This window comes from Butyricimonas sp. RTP31003st1_G1_RTP31003_210430 (genome assembly GCF_040920905.1).
Lineage (GTDB): Bacteria > Bacteroidota > Bacteroidia > Bacteroidales > Marinifilaceae > Butyricimonas > Butyricimonas paravirosa.
The window spans coordinates 35,866-52,849 of sequence record NZ_JBCOSQ010000008.1; the positions used below are offsets into that span (position 1 = coordinate 35,866).

Below are 16,984 nucleotides of genomic sequence, written 5' to 3' on the forward strand. Positions count from 1 at the left end.
ACACGGGGGTTGTTAGCGGCAATCCCCGTATTTCTTTCCTAACGTTTTATAATAGTTATCACTTTTCCTTTTACCTCGAAATCAACATTTGTTGTTACTTTAATCACGGACAACACTTTATCCAGATCCATATCCCTTTTGATCACGCCCCGGAACTCGTAGTCTTTCAATTCCGGATTCTGGTAGAACACCTCGAAATCATACCAACGCTGCAACTGGCGCATGATCAAATCCAGCGTCATCGTCCGGAACACGAACCGCCCTTCCCTCCATGCCACGTAAGGCTCCACGTCCACCTCTCTCACCGTCAATTGTCCCGATTGCACGTCCATCACGCTCTGCATTCCCGGTTTCAGCACCTCTGCCTGCCCGTTCTTCACGGAAGACACCCGGACCGACCCGTTCACCAGCGTCGTGTAGATCTGTCCGTCATCCCCGTAAGTGTTCACGTTAAACGATGTTCCCAGAACAGTCACTTCCGCCCCGTTCATCCGAACGACAAAAGGACGCAAACTATCTTTGTGAACCTCGAAATAGGCCTCACCTTTCAAATCAACGATTCGTTTTCCGTCACTGAATTCTACCGGATATTTTAATTCGGAATCCGCATTCAAAAACACCTTGGTACCATCCGATAATACCAATGAATACTCTCCCCCGATAGGCGTTGTCAACTTATTATACTCTTCTGTCACCACCCCTTTTCCATGCTCTTCATACACGATACCCTGACTACTGGTAGCCACCCGAACCCGTTCATTCAACAAAATATTCAAATTCTGCCCTTGTTCCAACACCACCTCTTTCCCGTCAGCCATCATTAAAATAGCCTTTGATGTTCCGGGTTGCATCACGTTCTTTGCCAACTCTTGTTCCTCATGCATATCCCGAACCTCATTTATCGTACGCCCCACGAATAAACCGACCAACAATATAATCGAGGCGGCAATCGACCAACGCAAAGTCATCCGGCGACTCTTCTGATCATAGATACTCTTCTCCAGATGCAGGAATTCTTCTTCATCATTCTCTCCATAGCTTTGTCCCGACAACTTTTGCCGGATCGCCGCGATCTCGTCCAATAGCTCAACATGATCTTTCTCTTTCAACCATGCAGTCACTTCCTCGTCATTCAACTCTTCCCGTCGAGTAAGTAACCTATTGGCAAATTCTATATCGTCATTCTTATAATCCATTTTTGCTATTTTTTACAATAACACAACAAGCCACCTCAAATGGGTGACAAAAAATTGAATATTTTTTTATCTAACGGAAAATAATCGGATTTGTATGGGTAATCCCATCACAAAAATAAATTTTAATTGATCTTTTTTCGTAATTATATTATACCAACTCCCATTCAACTCCCATTCATTTCCTATTCAACTCTAATTATAATAGATAATAACATATAAATTTAAGATCGTTATAAAATGAATATTACTTTATAAATATGATAGATATAAAACTATAATCTTTATTATACAACTTAATACCTTTTGATAACGTTATAAATTCCCACTTATGAATACCCGACAAAAAAACAGGACTTCAAAAAAGTCCTGTCTTCAAATTATTCTGTAAAAATAAAAAAATACCTCTACTTATATTTCTTCATTATTTTCTCGATAACCTCTGCCGTTAACTCATGCCCCTGTAATAATGGAAAACCTTCCCAACGAACAATGCCTTTCGGATCAATCAAAATCACGTGAGGAATCCCCTTTACCCCAAGCGCTTTCTTCATTACCCCCTTGGTGTCTACCGCACTGTAATATTCGATATTCGGGTCTTTCATCTCTTTTACTTTATCGGCAGTTTCATCGGAAATTCCGATAACAACCAACTTTTTCCCGAATTTTTTAGCAAACTCGTTTAATTCGGGTATCGCCTTCCGGCACGGGCCACACCATGTTGCCCAAAAGTCAATCAAAATAAATTTTCCCTTCAATTTCGGCTGCTGGGAAATCCACTCTTCCACCACAAATTCCGGGGCTTTCTTATTCAAAAAAGAATCTGCCCACAATTTTTTTCCATTATTGGACTCTTGTCCAAAGACGTTTGACAAGGTCAATGTCAGAACGATACATACAATTAACTTCATCATTTTTTTCACTATTTTAAATTAACATCCCAATTTTCAAACATTTATACTCGTTCCCGTTTCAGCAGGAATAACATCACCATTTCCTCCTTCAACTCGTTTCGCAGGAATTTCAATCCTCGTGAGATATGAGTCTTCACCGAATTTACACTAATTCCCATCTCGTCAGCCACGTCCTTGTATGTTTGACCTTCAACAAAACATTTCATCAGTACTTCCCGTTGTTTTTCAGGCAATTCGTCGAGTTTTTCGTTCAAGCGGGCCATACGTTGTTCATAATCATCCAGCTCCTCATCAGCATTCTGCAACGCCTCGACAACTTCCCGCTCGTTCATCGCCACGACACGCAAATGTTTCAAGTAATTCAAAGCATAATTCTTGGATAAGGTGAACAGGTAGGACTTCAAAGAATAAGAAGTATCCAATTTCTTTTGATTCTTCAACACCACGAGGAACACATCATGCACGATGTCCTTGGCCACCTCTTCGTCGTTCACGTAACTACATACGAATCCGACCAAATCCCCGAAATGGGATTTAAATAAACTTTCAAAAGAATCACTATTTAAGTTATTTCCTATCATGATACGCATATAACTAACACGACCTCTATCCATACAAAAGTAAACTTTTTATTGAAGACGACAAACAACTGGGACAATTATAAAATAAACTGTTCTCGCATCAACATGGGAAAAGACATTGACAGGTTTCAAGGGATTCGGATTAATTTTGTAAATTTGCTGACAGGTGGGTAAGAATTTTCCCCGGACAAGGCAAAAAAACAATATTATAAATCAAAAACAGGCTCGCATGACACACGTTAATATAGCACCCCGAAAACTATTTTTTTCCCTCTTTTTACTCGTGTTACCGGTTGTAATCAAGGCCGAGCAGAAGGAATTAGAGGAACAATTACGAAAAGTCATCGCGAATAAAAAAGCACAAATTGGTATTGCCGTAATCATTAATAGTAAAGACACGATCACGATTAATAATGACGCACGTTACCCGATGATGAGCGTGTTCAAGTTGCATCAAGCTTTAGCAGTTGCCGATTATTGCGAGAAGAAGGGCTTGTCTTTCGATACACCTATTTATATTCGTAAGGCTGATCTGAAAACGGACACGTACAGCCCGCTCCGAGACCTGTACCCGGATGGAGAAATTTCTCTCCCGATAAAAGAATTACTAGAGTACACCTTGCATTTAAGCGATAATAATGCCTGTGATATTCTTTTCCAGCAAACCGGAGGCACGGAGGCTACGGATCACTACATCCGCTCCAATTTGGGCATGAGACATTTCGCGATCAAGGCCACCGAAGACGAGATGCACCAAGATAAAAACAAATGCTACCAGAATTGGAGTACCCCACTTGAAACAGCAAAAATAATTGAATTACTGTTGAACGTGCGGCTATTCGATGACGAATACCAAGGATTTATCAAAACGACCATGATGTCCTGCGAAACGGGAAAAGATCGGTTAGCCCGCCCTCTGCAAGGAAACAAAGCAATCATCGGTCATAAAACCGGGACCGGTGACCGGAATGACAAAGGACAAATTATCGGGATGAACGATGTCGGGTTCGTGTACTTACCCGATGGCCAAAGCTACACGATCGCTGTTTTTATAAAGGATTCAGAAGAAAGCGAGGCCGCAACAGCCCGAATTATCGCAGATATTTCAAAAACGGTATATCGACACGTTACGAATAACAGTCACGAATAAAACCATGAAATTTGTATTCAGGAAAGCCACAAAAAAGGATATTCCCGCTCTCGGTCGGATGATGCGGGAGGTTTGGGAGGCCATGGAGCAGAAGGAATGGTTTGCCCAGTATGATGCAGAGAAATATATCACGGATTTATTCAATACACGAAAAGGAGATGTCTGGCAAGCAACAGACCCGATAACCCGACAAGTAGCAGGCATTTTCATCGCGACGTACCCGGGACGTGGGAACGAGAATTTGGGATACGACATCGGGTTGTCCGACCCGGAACTTTCACTCGTTGCCCACATGGACACAATTGTCGTACATCCTCTCTACCGGGGCCAAGGCTTGCAACAGAAACTGACTACATTAGCGGAACAGGATTTATGCTCCCGAGGATTTCGGTATTTCATGTGTACGGTTCACCCGGACAATAAATATTCAAAGGACAACATGGAAAAACAGAATTATAAAGTCGTGAAAGAGGCGCTCAAATATGGTGGTTTACCGCGACTTATATTTCTAAAGATCGTATCTCAACCATGATATTCTTTTAAATAAATTCAAACACACAGCTCAATCCCAACCGGCAGATTCCGCTATTATCCGAGGAATATCCGTGTTGTTTAACGGACTTCCATCAAAACGCCATGCCCCGGCTCCGATAGCGTATACAGGTACCCGTGTTCCCGTATGCTCAGGGGTTGTCCATCCCATCCCGGCTTTGTTGTTTAACAGTTGGACGGCCTGTTTGGCCAAAGGTTCCACAACAGCATACAATCCCCTTAGAGCTGCCCCCGCTTGTAGATAAGAACATTCAAACTCTGATTTCAGGACGTCTTCTTCCTCTTTCGTAATCTCTATTTCATTCCAAAAACCCAGTTCTTCAGACAATACAGTTTTCACTTCTTCCCATCGGACTTTACCTCCCCGTTTTTCCCGCAAAGAAACCAAGCGCTCGGACAGCACATCCAAAGAATTTTGCTGGTAAGATAAAAGTTTCAGATTCAAATCATATCCTCGCGTGCCAAGCCCCACACCTCCGGTCTCATGATCGGCAGTCACGATAACCAGCGTTTCGTCCGGATGTTGGTGGTAAAATTCCAGGACAACTTCCACTGCATCCGAGAAATCCATCACCTCATTCACCATTGTCGCCCCATCGTTACTATGGCAGGCCCAGTCTATTTTACCACCTTCTACCATCAGAAAAAAACCTTTATTTGATTTTTGAAAAAGATAATCTATTGCTCCCCGGGTTATTTCAGACAACGTTAAATCCCCCGGTTTCCGGTCGATCGCGTAAGGCAAACTGAATGGACTCGCCCCTGTTTCCTGCACGAAAACCATTTTAGTTGCTTTTTCCCGTTTACGATTAAAATCGTCATATCCCCTGGCAATCGTGTATCCCGCATCCTCGAAACTACAATACACGTCCGGGGCTGTTGAATCCGTCATTGAACGAGTCTGTAAAAAACCACCTCCCGCATAAAGGTCAAATCCCGCCTTAACGGCATCCATAGCGATCTCGTAGTACATGCTCCGGCTAGACTGGTGAGCATAAAATACGGCGGGCGTCGCATGATCGATACTCACGCTAGTTGTAATACCCACGCTCAAACCTTTTTCCTTCGCTTTTACGGCAATACTATACACGTCTTTCGAGTGAATAGCATCCTTACCGATAGTTCCGTTTGAAGTGCGGGTTCCGGTAGCTAAAGCTGTTCCCGCCGCAGCCGAACAAGTAATCGCATTAAATGCCGAGTACGTGGACATCATGTTTACTACTGGAAATCCGGTAAAAGATAACGAATCCAAACCGATCCGTCCATCCAGTTCTGCCCGGTAAAACTGAGTTCCGGTCACTTGCCCGTTCCCCATCCCGTCTCCAATCAAGAAAAATATGTAACGTATTCCATCCCCCTTGCCGGAAGTACAGGAATACCCGAAAAATACCATCATTAAAACACTGAACCACACGATTATTTTCATCATTTACTCGCTTTAAGATTACAAGCCAAAAGTACAAGTAGGATATGACAAAAATATTACCGCATGGTTAAGAACTGATAACAGATTACTCCGACACGAACGAGCCTCGAATATCCCCGCTAAGAAGCAGTAACGATAATTCGGAAACTTTTGCCTGGTAGATAGCGGATAACTTCCGGTCAACGGCATCAATGTAACTACGTTGAAATTCCCTGAATTCGATTCCGGAAAGCGACCCGATCTTGTATTTTTCTAAAGCCGCATCCAAGTTGGCCTCGGCTACACTAGCGCTTTCTATCTCGAAATTTACCATCAGCAGGTTGTTTTCATAGGAATTATACATCAACGCCAAATCTCCCAGCGTTTCTTTTTCCGCCTCCTGATAGGAAAGTTCCGTATTTTCCAATTCCAGTTTGGCATTCTTGATCTTCGTCCGGTTTTGTAAACGACTGAATATAGGGACATTTAACGAAAATCCCCAGTAAAAACCGTTTGACCGGTTCAACGTGGTACTGGAAGAAGGTGTATCTGTCTTGTTATAGTTGTACCCGGAATTGAAATCCAGCGTCGGGAACAACACGGCACGGGCATTTTTTAAATCCAGTGCGGAAATTTTCTGATCTTTTTTAGCGATCAGCAAGGTGGTATTTCCTGCCAGAGTTTTTTGTTCCAAGGTACCCAATGCCAGTTGCGGGCCCAGCAAGATCGTGTCCTGCACGTAATTCACCATTTGCAAATCCGTATTCATCAATTTGTTCAACGTGATATAGGCACTTTTTAAAGCCTCCTTTTGCCGGACGTAAGTCGAGCTGTCCGTGTTCAAATCAATTTTTGCCTGTTGAGCTTCTAGCCCGGATCTATTCCCGATCTTGTAACGCACTCTGGCCTCGTCGTAACGTTCATTCGAGAGTTCCAGTGAATGACGGGCCGCCATCAATTTATGGTGTTGTACCAGCACGTTATAATAGGCTGCACTCACGTTCAAGATCAAGTTCTCCACGGCTTGCTGCACGGCAAGTTCTCCCATTGCCAGTAGCTCTTTCTGTTTTTCATGGGTGGTGAACATCTCTAATCCGTCAAATATCCGCCAGTTTAGAGCAACACCCGCGGTGTAGTTATCCGTTTTTACATCCGACATTTTATTCACTTCACCCGCACTATTCTCGGTCTTCGTGTCATTGCGGGTCTGTGTCTGTTTCGCGGTTCCTTCCAACGTCGGTAGGAAAGTCGAATAATTCAAATTATTCTTATCCATCCGGGCCTCGTTCCGGATGATTTTAATGGAAAAATTTGATTCCAAGGCTTTTTCCAGACATTCATCCAGACTTACACGCTGCGCGGAACAATCGAAAATTGAGAATTGAAAATTGAAAATGAACAATAAAACGATCATTTTCCCTATCCATTTCATATATCGTAAATTCTGTTTTTTCATAGTCATTCTTTATTCTACTCGCAAAATTTTCAATTTGTTCAATCTTCTATCTCTTCTATTATTTTTACTTCTTTCGACGAGAGGTAGGTGTAAATAGCCGGGATCACGAAGAGAGTCAACAGCGTGGAGCATACCATACCTCCCACTACCGCAATACCCATGGCAACACGGCTCTCCGCTCCCGCACCCGTGGCCATAGCCATCGGGAGAATACCCAAAATAGTAGATAAACTCGTCATCAAAATCGGACGTAAACGAGACACGGCTGAATCCTCGATCGCCTCACGCATGGATAAACCGGCTAACTTACGCTGGTTGGCAAATTCCACGATCAAGATACCGTTCTTCGAAACCAGTCCGACCAACATGATAATTCCGATCTGGCTGAAAATGTTCATGGTCTGCCCGAAATACCACAGAGCAACCATAGCTCCGATCAATGCCAACGGAACTGTAAACATGATGATTAACGGATCACGGAAACTTTCGAACTGTGCGGCAAGTACCAAATAGATAAATACCAACGCCAACATGAAGGCGAACATCAAACTGGAAGAACTTTCCACGAAGTCCTTGGATGTTCCCGATAACGTGGTTTTAAAGTCATCGCTCAAGACCTCTCCTGCAATACGATCCATCTCTTCCAGACCTTGAGAAAGGGTCACGCCCTTTGCCAGTCCGGCAGAAACAGTTGCCGACACGAAACGGTCATAACGGTATAGCTGTGGCGGCATGGAACTTTCGGACGTTGTAATCAGGTTATCCAAATGAATCAGGTCTCCATTATTATTCCGCACGTATATTCCTTTCAAGTCACTTGGTTTATTCCGATCCTGACGTTCCAATTGGGAAAGTATCTGGTACTGTTTTCCATTCATGATGTAATAACCCACCCGTTGTTCACTCATGGTCAACTGAAGTGTTTTGGCTATGTCCTGCACGGAGACTCCCATACTGGCAGCCTTGTCCCGGTCAATATTAATGGTCAATTCCGGTTTCGTGAATTTCAGGTTCAAATCAGATGCCGAGAATACCGAACTCTTGTTCACCTCGTCCATAAAGATAGGTAATATCGCCTTCAAATCATCCAGATTTTTCGCTTGAATAACATATTCAACCGGAAGTCCTCCCCGCCGACCGCCAAAGGTCTGTTGCTGGGAAACCAAGGTACGGCCTCCGGTAAATTCACGCACTTGTACTGCTAACTCGTCGGAAATTTCCTGTTGGGTACGCTTCCGCTTGTCGGCATCAACCAACCATAATTGCAAACTTGCCCGGTTTGTTTGTCCACCCCCGACAAATTCAATCACTTTCTCTTGTTCCGGCACCGTTTCTTCTATGAAAGTCGAGATTTCATCTGCATAACGAGCCATGTACTCGTAAGTAGCACCTTCCGGAGCGACAGAATTCAAACGAATATTCGAACGGTCCTCCAAAGGAGCCATTTCCGAAGGAATCAATAACCACAAGAAATAAATAGCTACACCGGAAGCCCCGAGTATAATGATTGACCAATAACGAACTTTCAAAAATCGTTGTAACCAACGACGGTACACCCGGTTCATTCCCTCGAAGAAAGGTTCTGTTTTCCGGTAAAACCAGTTTTGCGTGGCATTCCGGGTCAATAGTTTCGTGGAGATCATCGGCGTAAATGTCAACGCCACGAAAGAGGAAACTACCACCGCTCCGGCAATCACCACGCTAAATTCACGGAACAAACGCCCCGTGGTTCCTTCCAAGAAAACGATCGGGAAGAATACGGCTACCAACACCACTGTTGTCGCGATAACGGCAAAAAATATCTCGTTTGATCCCTTGAATCCCGCCTGCAACGGGGACATACCTTGCTCTATTTTCGTGAATATATTCTCCATGACCACGATAGCATCGTCAACCACCAAACCGATGGCTAGCACGACGGCCAGCAAGGTCAATATATTGATGGTGAACCCGGCCACGTACATGATAAAAAAGGATGCAATCAATGACACGGGGATTGCCAGAACGGGAATTAACGTCGTCCGCCAACTCCGCAAGAAAAGGAAAATGATCAAAACAACCAAAAGGAAAGCCTCGAAAATCGTGTCCTCCACCTCGTTGATTGAACTCCGGATGAATACCGTGTTGTCGAAGGCTATCGTGGCATCAATATCTTCCGGCAGGTCCTTTTCCAAATCCTGCATCACGAGATAGGCCCGGTCCGCAATATCAATGTAGTTTGCTCCCGGTTGGGGAATCAAAGCACACATCACCATGGGAAGGCCGTTACGCTTGGCTATACTCCGGGTGTTCTCGGCATCCACTTCCGCCACACCAATATCTTTAAAACGAACAATTTTTGATCCTTCTCTCGAAATGACCAGGTTGTTGAAATCCTCGATCGACATTAATCGTCCCAAGGTACGGATTGTCAACTCGGTATTGTCTCCTTCCACTCGCCCGGAAGGTAATTCGATGTTCTCTTTTTCAACGGCAGACTGCACGTCCATCGGGGTCAACCGATGTGCTGCCAGTAAAGCCGGGTCCATGCGCAAACGCACGGAATAACGTTTTTCTCCCCAAATATCCACGCTACTCACGCCGGGGATGGTCTGTAACCGTTCTTTGTAATAGCGTTCGGCATACCCGCTCAGGTCGATCAACGAACGTTGACCACTACGCAAAGAAACAGCAAAAATAGGTTGGGCATCCGCATCCGCCTTGTACACGGTCGGGGGGTCTATATCCTGCGGTAACCGACGTAACGTTCCGGAAACTTTGTCCCGGACGTCATTAGCTGCCGTTTCCAAATCCACGCTTAATTCGAATTCTATCGTGATCCGGCTCTGCCCGTCACGGCTCGTACTACTTAACGAACGGATTCCCTGTATACCGTTAATAGCCGATTCCAGAGGCTCGGTAATTTGTGTTTCAATAACATCGGCGTTAGCCCCCACGAACGAGGTCGACACGGATATTACCGGGGGGTCCACGCTAGGGTAGTCACGCACGCCTAAATATAGCAACCCGATGGAACCGACAATAACCAAAATCAAGTTTAACACGGTTGCCAGCACCGGACGCTTTATACAGGTTGAAGATAAACTCATACCACTGATTAATTTTAGATTTATGATTTTAGATTTTAGATTGTATGATTCAGTGATCTTAGACTTTAGATATTGTAATTCTATTCATTCTAAATTTTAAATTCTAAACTCTACATTACCTGAAGCACTAAATTTTAAACTCTAAACTTTTTCTCTATTTATTCAACTTGACATTCACGATCATTCCCTCACGCAATTGCATCAAGCCTCCCGTTAACACGGTGTCACCCACCTGTATTCCGGAAGTTACTTCCACGAACTGGGAATCCCGACTGTCTGTTTGCACGGGTACGCTGGTAGCCTTTTTATTTTTCACTACCCACAAACGTTTCCCATCCATCTCCGGCACGACGGCCTCAGTCGGAACAAGTATATATTTCAAATTCTCAGCCGTCATCAATTCCCCTTTCACGAACATTCCGGCTACAAGATTTTTAGTATTCCGGTAACGAGCCCGCAGATTTATGGTATGAGTTGCCACGTCGGCCTGTGGATCAACAGCATACACTTCCGCCTCGATCTGATGTTCCATACCGCTAGGCTGGAAGGTAAGTTTTCTACCCACCAAAGGCAGATCAATATATTTTTCAGGAATAGAAAATTCAATTTTCAGATAAGAGTTATCAACAATCGTGGACACCTTAGTACTCGGTTGCAAGTAACTCCCCTCACTCACGAAACGGAATCCCATTCGACCGTCAAAGGGAGCCCGGATTTCAGTTCGAGCAATTTTAACCTTTAATAATTCAATATCAGCCAGATTCATATTGTACTCGGTCTCCAACTGTTGAAATTCTTCCACGCTGATGGATTCCCGTTTTAATAGTATCCGCTGTCTTTCCAATTTGGCAGCCAATAATTCTTTTTGGAATTCGGCACGAGCGAGTTGAGCCTGCAAATCCGAATCATCCACTTTCACCAACAAGGTTCCTTTCTTCACCAACGTCCCTTCTTCAAAAGCGATCTTCACAACTTTACCGGCTGTTTCCGAAACCAGTTCGACTTCTTCATTTGCAACCAATAATCCCGTTACGGGAATTCCATTACCGGAAGTTGACATAGATGCCACGATACCCGATACCGGTAAAGCTCCCCGGTTAGCCGCCTTGGGAGCTGTTGTCGGGGTTGACGTCTCTTTATCCGAAGAAAAATCCAAACGAGGGATCACGATCGCTCCCACGATCACGACCGGAATTCCAATTTGTAAAACTCTCTTTAAACCTTTGTTCATATTTTTAATCATTACATACCAAAAATGCCTGTTTCAGCCGAGCCTAGACAAGTATTCACAACACTGTTGTTATGACATCAAATATCCCCAAAAGTTTATCAACAAACCGTTAATAGTTTGTTAAAATAACGAGATGTTTTAGATATTTTATTTAAAACCAATGGCGCCATTTAAACACGATGAAACCGAAGACGGAAAAGAGTATCGAGATAACAATCACGATTAAAAATCCGTATGGATTTTCCTCCAAAGAGTTCGGGACATTCATCCCGTACAAACTGGCAATCAAGGTCGGTAACATTAATATAATCGAGATGGACGTCATCCGTTTCATCACGATATTCAAGTTATTGGAAATTACCGAAGCATAGGCATCCATTGTACCGCTTAAAATATCGCTATAAATACGGGCCGAATCCTGAGCCTGCCGCAATTCGATCTCCACGTCCTCCACCAAATCCTCGTCGAAAAATTGCCGCTGCACTTTCAAGGTCTTCATTTTGATCAACAAGTTATCATTCCCACGCAAAGAAGTGATAAAGAATACCAACGATTTCTCGATTTTTAGCAACCGTTGTAATTCTTCATTCCGGATGGAACGTTCCAATTCGACCTCTGCCATGTGCATCTGGGCATTGATTTGTTTCAAGTATTTCAAATACCACACGGAGGCAGAAAGAAACAAACGGAAAACAAGATCCCAGTTATTGGCAATCTCCAAGTTTTTACGAATCACGTAATTGATGAAATCGGGAATCATTTCTGTCTCGTAATAACACACGGTTACGAACATATCCTCCTTCACGATAATCCCCAAAGGCACCGTGATGAAAGGAATACTTGTATCTACCGACTTAAAAGGAATACGCAGGATCATCAGCGTCCATCCATCCTCTACTTCCAAACGGGAACGCTCGTCCACGTCTTCAACGTCATCAATAAAAGCCTCCGGAATTCCCATTTCGTCGATCAGGTAGCGAAGATCGTCCTGAGTGGGTGAAACAACATTAATCCAGCAATTGGGTTCCCATACTTTCTTTTCCACGAACCCTACTTTACCCATTAGGAAAGTTCTCATAATAATCCTCCTTCAATTTATGAATAGAGGCATTTATCGAGAACCCCTATTCAGATTAATACTGTTGATGATAGTCGTCCATATCTTGTTCTATGAATTTTGCCACAAAAGTAATCTTTTATTTTAAAAAACAGCAATTATTTCTTTAAATCGATGAAGACCGGAAGATGATCGCTGTATCCTCCAATGTAGTGAGGCCCCCGATAGGTCGGTTTCGGACGAACACCGAAAGTCCCTCGCTCTTCTTCAAGTAGAAAATCCGCATCATAGATACCCATTCTTCGGGATACCTGCAAATCAGCTTTCCCGTTCAACAGGTTCCCGGAAACGATGATGTGATCCAGCGTCTGCCACTCTCCCTTGTAACGATAACTACCATAGTTTTTCCCCAGCAAGTAATACCCGGTGTTGTAAAAGTTTTCAGATTTAATTGTCCCGGATTCCGGATTTTGAGTTTTCAACGCCTTTTGCGCGGGTGTATTCGCCCGCCCGTTCAAATCTCCCAAAATCAAAATCATGGCCCGGGGATGAAGATCCTGTATAGAATCCACCTTCTGCCTCACGACAGACGCCGCTTTTACCCGTTTCCATTCACTTTTCGCCTCCCCACCTCGCATGGAAGGGAAATGACAAACAAAAACATGAAGAGTATCGTTTGGGGCCGATATACCCTCACAATAAAGTATATCCCGGGTAGTCTCCCCGCTTTTCAAACGGACTGGAAAGAAAGCGTTATGCAATAACCGGAATGAATTTTTCCGGTAGAGTAAGGCAACATCAATTCCCCTTGCATCCGGGGAGTCAGCATGTACAATACCATAATTACCATCCGCCAACACCGTTTTGTTTACCAAGTCGACAACAACATCCCGATTCTCCACCTCGCTCAAGCCGATGAGTAGCGGAAACTTTCCCGCCCCGAGACTGTTTAACACTTTCGAGATATTGAGTAACTTTCGGGTGTAACGTTCCCGATTCCAATGCTGTTTTCCCCGGGGAGTAAAATCGTCATCTGCCGTCAGCGTGTCGTTTCGGGTATCAAATAGATTTTCCGTATTATAGAACACGACTCGTTCCCGCACCCCCGTCTGGGCGTATGAAACACAGGAGACACACAATAAAAATACCTCGATACAGGTCTTTAGAAACATCACTAGAGTAAAATAAGATGTTTCTCCAACAAAGCGATAATTTTACTCCTTAATAAATTTGCATTAATCGGTTTTGCCGTGTAGCCGTCAAACCCGCTGGCCATGATTTTCTCTTCATCAGAGGCATAAGCATAGGCTGTAACCGCAATCACGGGAACCGTCCCGGAAATCTTGCGGATTTCCTGCACGGCTTGAAAACCATTCAACTCCGGCATATTTATATCCATTAAAACCAAATGTGGATCGTGTTCTTTAAACAATTCAACGGCCTCCCGGCCATTCCACGCGTGTATCAATTGATAATCCTTTTTCAATATGGATTCAAAAAGCATGTAATTACTCGGATTATCTTCAGCAACCAGTATCTTAAGTTTATTTTTCTCGACTACTTGCTGAACGATTTTCTCTTCCTTTATTTCTTGACAATGCAATTTTACAGCTACATAAGGAATCGTAAACCAAAAAGTTGTTCCTTGTCCTACTTCCGATTCCACCCCGATCTTACCGCCCATCCGTTCCACGATAGTCTTACAGATAGACAAGCCAAGCCCTGTTCCCTGTCCAAAATTGTTTAACTTCACGAATCGTTCAAACACGGCATCTTTTTTATCCGCGTCAATACCGCATCCCGTATCGGACACATAAAAATAAAGAGAGTCTTTCTCCAAAAGATGATAACCGAAACGAATCGTTCCCTCTTTCGTGAATTTTATCGCATTATTGATCAGATTAGTAATCACTTGTGTTAATCGATTTTTTTCCGAACGAATACAACATTCCGGAAGGTACTCGTCAAACTTAATCTCCACAGCGGCAGAGCTTAGGCGTAAACAAGAGGTTTGTTCCAAACCTCGCATCAAGGCATTCAAATCAAATTCCGAATAGGTAAACTCCATGGAACCGGACTCGATCTTGGAAAGATCGAGAATATCACCAATCAATTGCAAAAGCAAAGTATTATTGTTCTCGATAATACTAATGTACTCCTGTTTCTCTTCTTCAGCTTCTGCGGATGCCAAAATATTGGAAAATCCAACAATGGCATTCAGCGGAGTCCGGATTTCATGACTCATATTGGCAAGAAAGGCTGATTTCAACCGATTGGATTCTTCCGCATGTTCTTTCGCATCACGTAATGCCAATTCCATCCGCTTCCGAGCGGTAATCACCACCGAAGAACCCACTAAAGATAAAGGTTTCCCATTTTTATCCCACTGATCCACGGTAGCCTGCGCCTCTACCCATTCGTAAGAATAATGATGTTCGCTCTTATCCAACACCCGATATTCCTCTCTAATCTTGGCTACTTTCCCGGTTATTAAAGCCGAATAAGCTGCCTTCACCCGTCCCCGATCGTCTTTATGTATCTTTGAAAAATATTGTTCTTCGGGAACCGCTAAAGAATCCTCATCATCAATACAATGTTTTAGTTCAATTGGACGATTCACATCACACAAGACGGTATGTCTTTCCAAATCCCAACGCCAAGGAGTTATATTCGCCACGTCAAGAGCCATTGACAATTTATAATTCACAGATTCCAACATGGATTTTGTTTTCCGCAAATCTGTGACATCCACGCAAAAAATATCGACCATCCCTTTTTCCGTGGATTCGATATTTATTATTTCATAGTATTTCTGTGTTGCACAATAATAATATTCAAAGGTAAATGACTTCTTCTCGATAAACATTTTTTTGTACAACACGACAAACTCGTCATATCGACTTCCTCGTAATTCGCTGCCTTTTTTACCTACCACCTTCTCCGCTTTGGCAAAACATTTTTCAAACATCGGGTTCACTTCTTCCACCTGATAATCCACAACGTCCCCTTTTGCATCATAAATCAACCGATGTTTCATGTAAGCCAACGGCATATTCGTGAAAAGCGCTTTATATTTTTCCAAAAGAACCAACTCCCGATCGTGTAACACTCTCTCTTTTTTCAACAACCGTAATCGTATCCATAACAGATACGTGATAAATAGTAAAACGATAATGGCTAGTAACATATAACGAGCCTGCTCCCAGAATCCTTCCGGGGCAAATAAATAAACCGCATTATCCGGATACAAAGAAGTCGGGATTCCGGCCTTCTGAAGAATCGGATAAGAGAGATAATAATTCGGTTTTCCCGCCACTTGCAAAGGAATATCTTTTGCCTCCTTTCCACCCAAGACCTCCCTTAACGTCCGCGTAACCGTATGTGCAAAATCTCTCCCCAAGTAGAAATATCCTCCAGCCATATCCCCATCATGGATTCCATTATCTTCCAACGTGAAAACCGGGTGATTATCGAAATAACTGATAGCTTTATGGTTGTTCGTGGACAAATATTTATTTCCGGCAATTTCCTTACGTTGGACCCATGAAAAATAAAGTAACCCGACCTCATTCATGTCATATGAATAAATAGAATCCAGCATTTGATCCATATTTATCTGCCCTTCAATAAAATAAGACACATCCAAATCCGGAAAATACGTCTCGCACACGTGTCTCATTTTCACCCGTATCTGCGCACTCACGTAGTGTCTATCCGATATTAAGACAATCTTCTTCATGTTCGGGAGCAAACGTTTCATTTCGTCAACCGTTTCCCGGATATAAACGGGACACTCGATGAGCGTAACATTCAATCCGTCCAATTTATCCTGTAAAGGGATAATATCTTTCGGGTTGATCTCTTCTCTTTTCAACATGACATCTAACGGACCGACATAATCTTCCCGCACGCAAAGAATAACAGGAACATCTTTCCAGATTCCTTTAAAAACATCCTCGAACACGCACCAGATACTATTTCCCAACATGACAATACATCTGGGAGCGGTATCATATTTTGCCAAAACATAATCCCTCCTTTTCTGCAATCCCGTCACACTATCCTCCAAAAGCATGTTCAAGGATTCAACCCAAATATCTTCTTTTATCGAATGATCTTTTCGTATACTGTCGATAGCATGGTTTGCCCACACGTCAGATTCCGCATAAGAATTCAGAATCAATATATACCCTCGATCATGGATATTCGCTTTTGCCAAAAAAACATGACAACAACAAATAAACAATAAGCTTATCCGCAAAACATTTTTCGTCGACATGACAATTCCCTTTATACAAAATATAGCACAAAGGTATAAAATCTATTTATGAACCCATCCTATTTTGTCCGAATTCA

General features: G+C 43.2%; 12 protein-coding genes. 2 read left to right on the top strand and 10 right to left on the bottom strand.

What is annotated here, in order from left to right; genetic code table 11:
• Positions 1–38: 38 nt before the first annotated feature.
• From AB5542_RS04020 to AB5542_RS04030, 3 genes are all read right to left on the bottom strand, one after another.
• Positions 39–1,196, bottom strand: coding sequence for a FecR family protein (locus AB5542_RS04020; RefSeq protein WP_279040626.1), 1,158 nt, complete (start codon positions 1,194–1,196; stop codon positions 39–41).
• Positions 1,197–1,600: 404 nt separating this feature from the next.
• Complete coding sequence (locus tag AB5542_RS04025) at positions 1,601–2,107, bottom strand: TlpA family protein disulfide reductase (RefSeq protein WP_229128226.1); 507 nt, start codon at positions 2,105–2,107, stop codon at positions 1,601–1,603.
• Between the two features lie 41 nt (positions 2,108–2,148).
• Positions 2,149–2,721, bottom strand: a complete 573-nt coding sequence (locus AB5542_RS04030; protein ID WP_279040628.1) for an RNA polymerase sigma-70 factor — start codon at positions 2,719–2,721, stop codon at positions 2,149–2,151.
• A 196-nt stretch (positions 2,722–2,917) separates the two neighbouring features.
• Between AB5542_RS04030 and bla the strand changes: the two genes are divergently transcribed.
• Together bla and AB5542_RS04040 are read left to right on the top strand one after the other, a co-directional pair.
• Complete coding sequence (gene bla / locus AB5542_RS04035; RefSeq protein WP_279040778.1) at positions 2,918–3,838, top strand: class A beta-lactamase, subclass A2; 921 nt, start codon at positions 2,918–2,920, stop codon at positions 3,836–3,838.
• Between the two features lie 4 nt (positions 3,839–3,842).
• The gene (locus AB5542_RS04040; RefSeq protein ID WP_279040776.1) at positions 3,843–4,370 is read left to right on the top strand and encodes a GNAT family N-acetyltransferase; all 528 of its coding nucleotides are present in this window, start codon (positions 3,843–3,845) and stop codon (positions 4,368–4,370) included.
• A gap of 30 nt (positions 4,371–4,400) precedes the next feature.
• On the opposite strand, the gene AB5542_RS04045 is transcribed toward AB5542_RS04040, so the two are convergent.
• The 7 genes from AB5542_RS04045 to AB5542_RS04075 form a co-directional block, all read right to left on the bottom strand.
• Complete coding sequence (locus AB5542_RS04045) at positions 4,401–5,819, bottom strand: alkaline phosphatase (protein WP_279040774.1); 1,419 nt, start codon at positions 5,817–5,819, stop codon at positions 4,401–4,403.
• 82 nt (positions 5,820–5,901) lie between these two features.
• Positions 5,902–7,251: a TolC family protein gene (locus AB5542_RS04050; RefSeq protein WP_118304899.1), complete on the bottom strand. Its 1,350-nt coding sequence runs from the start codon at positions 7,249–7,251 to the stop codon at positions 5,902–5,904.
• Positions 7,252–7,289: 38 nt separating this feature from the next.
• Positions 7,290–10,340: an efflux RND transporter permease subunit gene (locus tag AB5542_RS04055; protein WP_279040772.1), complete on the bottom strand. Its 3,051-nt coding sequence runs from the start codon at positions 10,338–10,340 to the stop codon at positions 7,290–7,292.
• A gap of 154 nt (positions 10,341–10,494) precedes the next feature.
• Positions 10,495–11,571 (bottom strand): efflux RND transporter periplasmic adaptor subunit, encoded by a 1,077-nt coding sequence (locus tag AB5542_RS04060; RefSeq protein ID WP_087421907.1) that lies wholly within the window; start codon positions 11,569–11,571, stop codon positions 10,495–10,497.
• A gap of 151 nt (positions 11,572–11,722) precedes the next feature.
• Positions 11,723–12,649 carry a magnesium transporter CorA family protein gene (locus tag AB5542_RS04065; RefSeq protein WP_087421757.1) on the bottom strand — a complete coding sequence of 309 codons (927 nt, stop codon included), beginning with the start codon at positions 12,647–12,649 and terminating at the stop codon, positions 11,723–11,725.
• Positions 12,650–12,786: 137 nt separating this feature from the next.
• Complete coding sequence (locus tag AB5542_RS04070) at positions 12,787–13,800, bottom strand: endonuclease (RefSeq protein WP_270594996.1); 1,014 nt, start codon at positions 13,798–13,800, stop codon at positions 12,787–12,789.
• A gap of 2 nt (positions 13,801–13,802) precedes the next feature.
• A complete protein-coding gene (locus AB5542_RS04075; protein ID WP_270594997.1) occupies positions 13,803–16,907 on the bottom strand; it encodes an ATP-binding protein in 3,105 nt (1,034 codons plus the stop codon).
• Between the last annotated feature and the right edge of the window lie 77 nt (positions 16,908–16,984).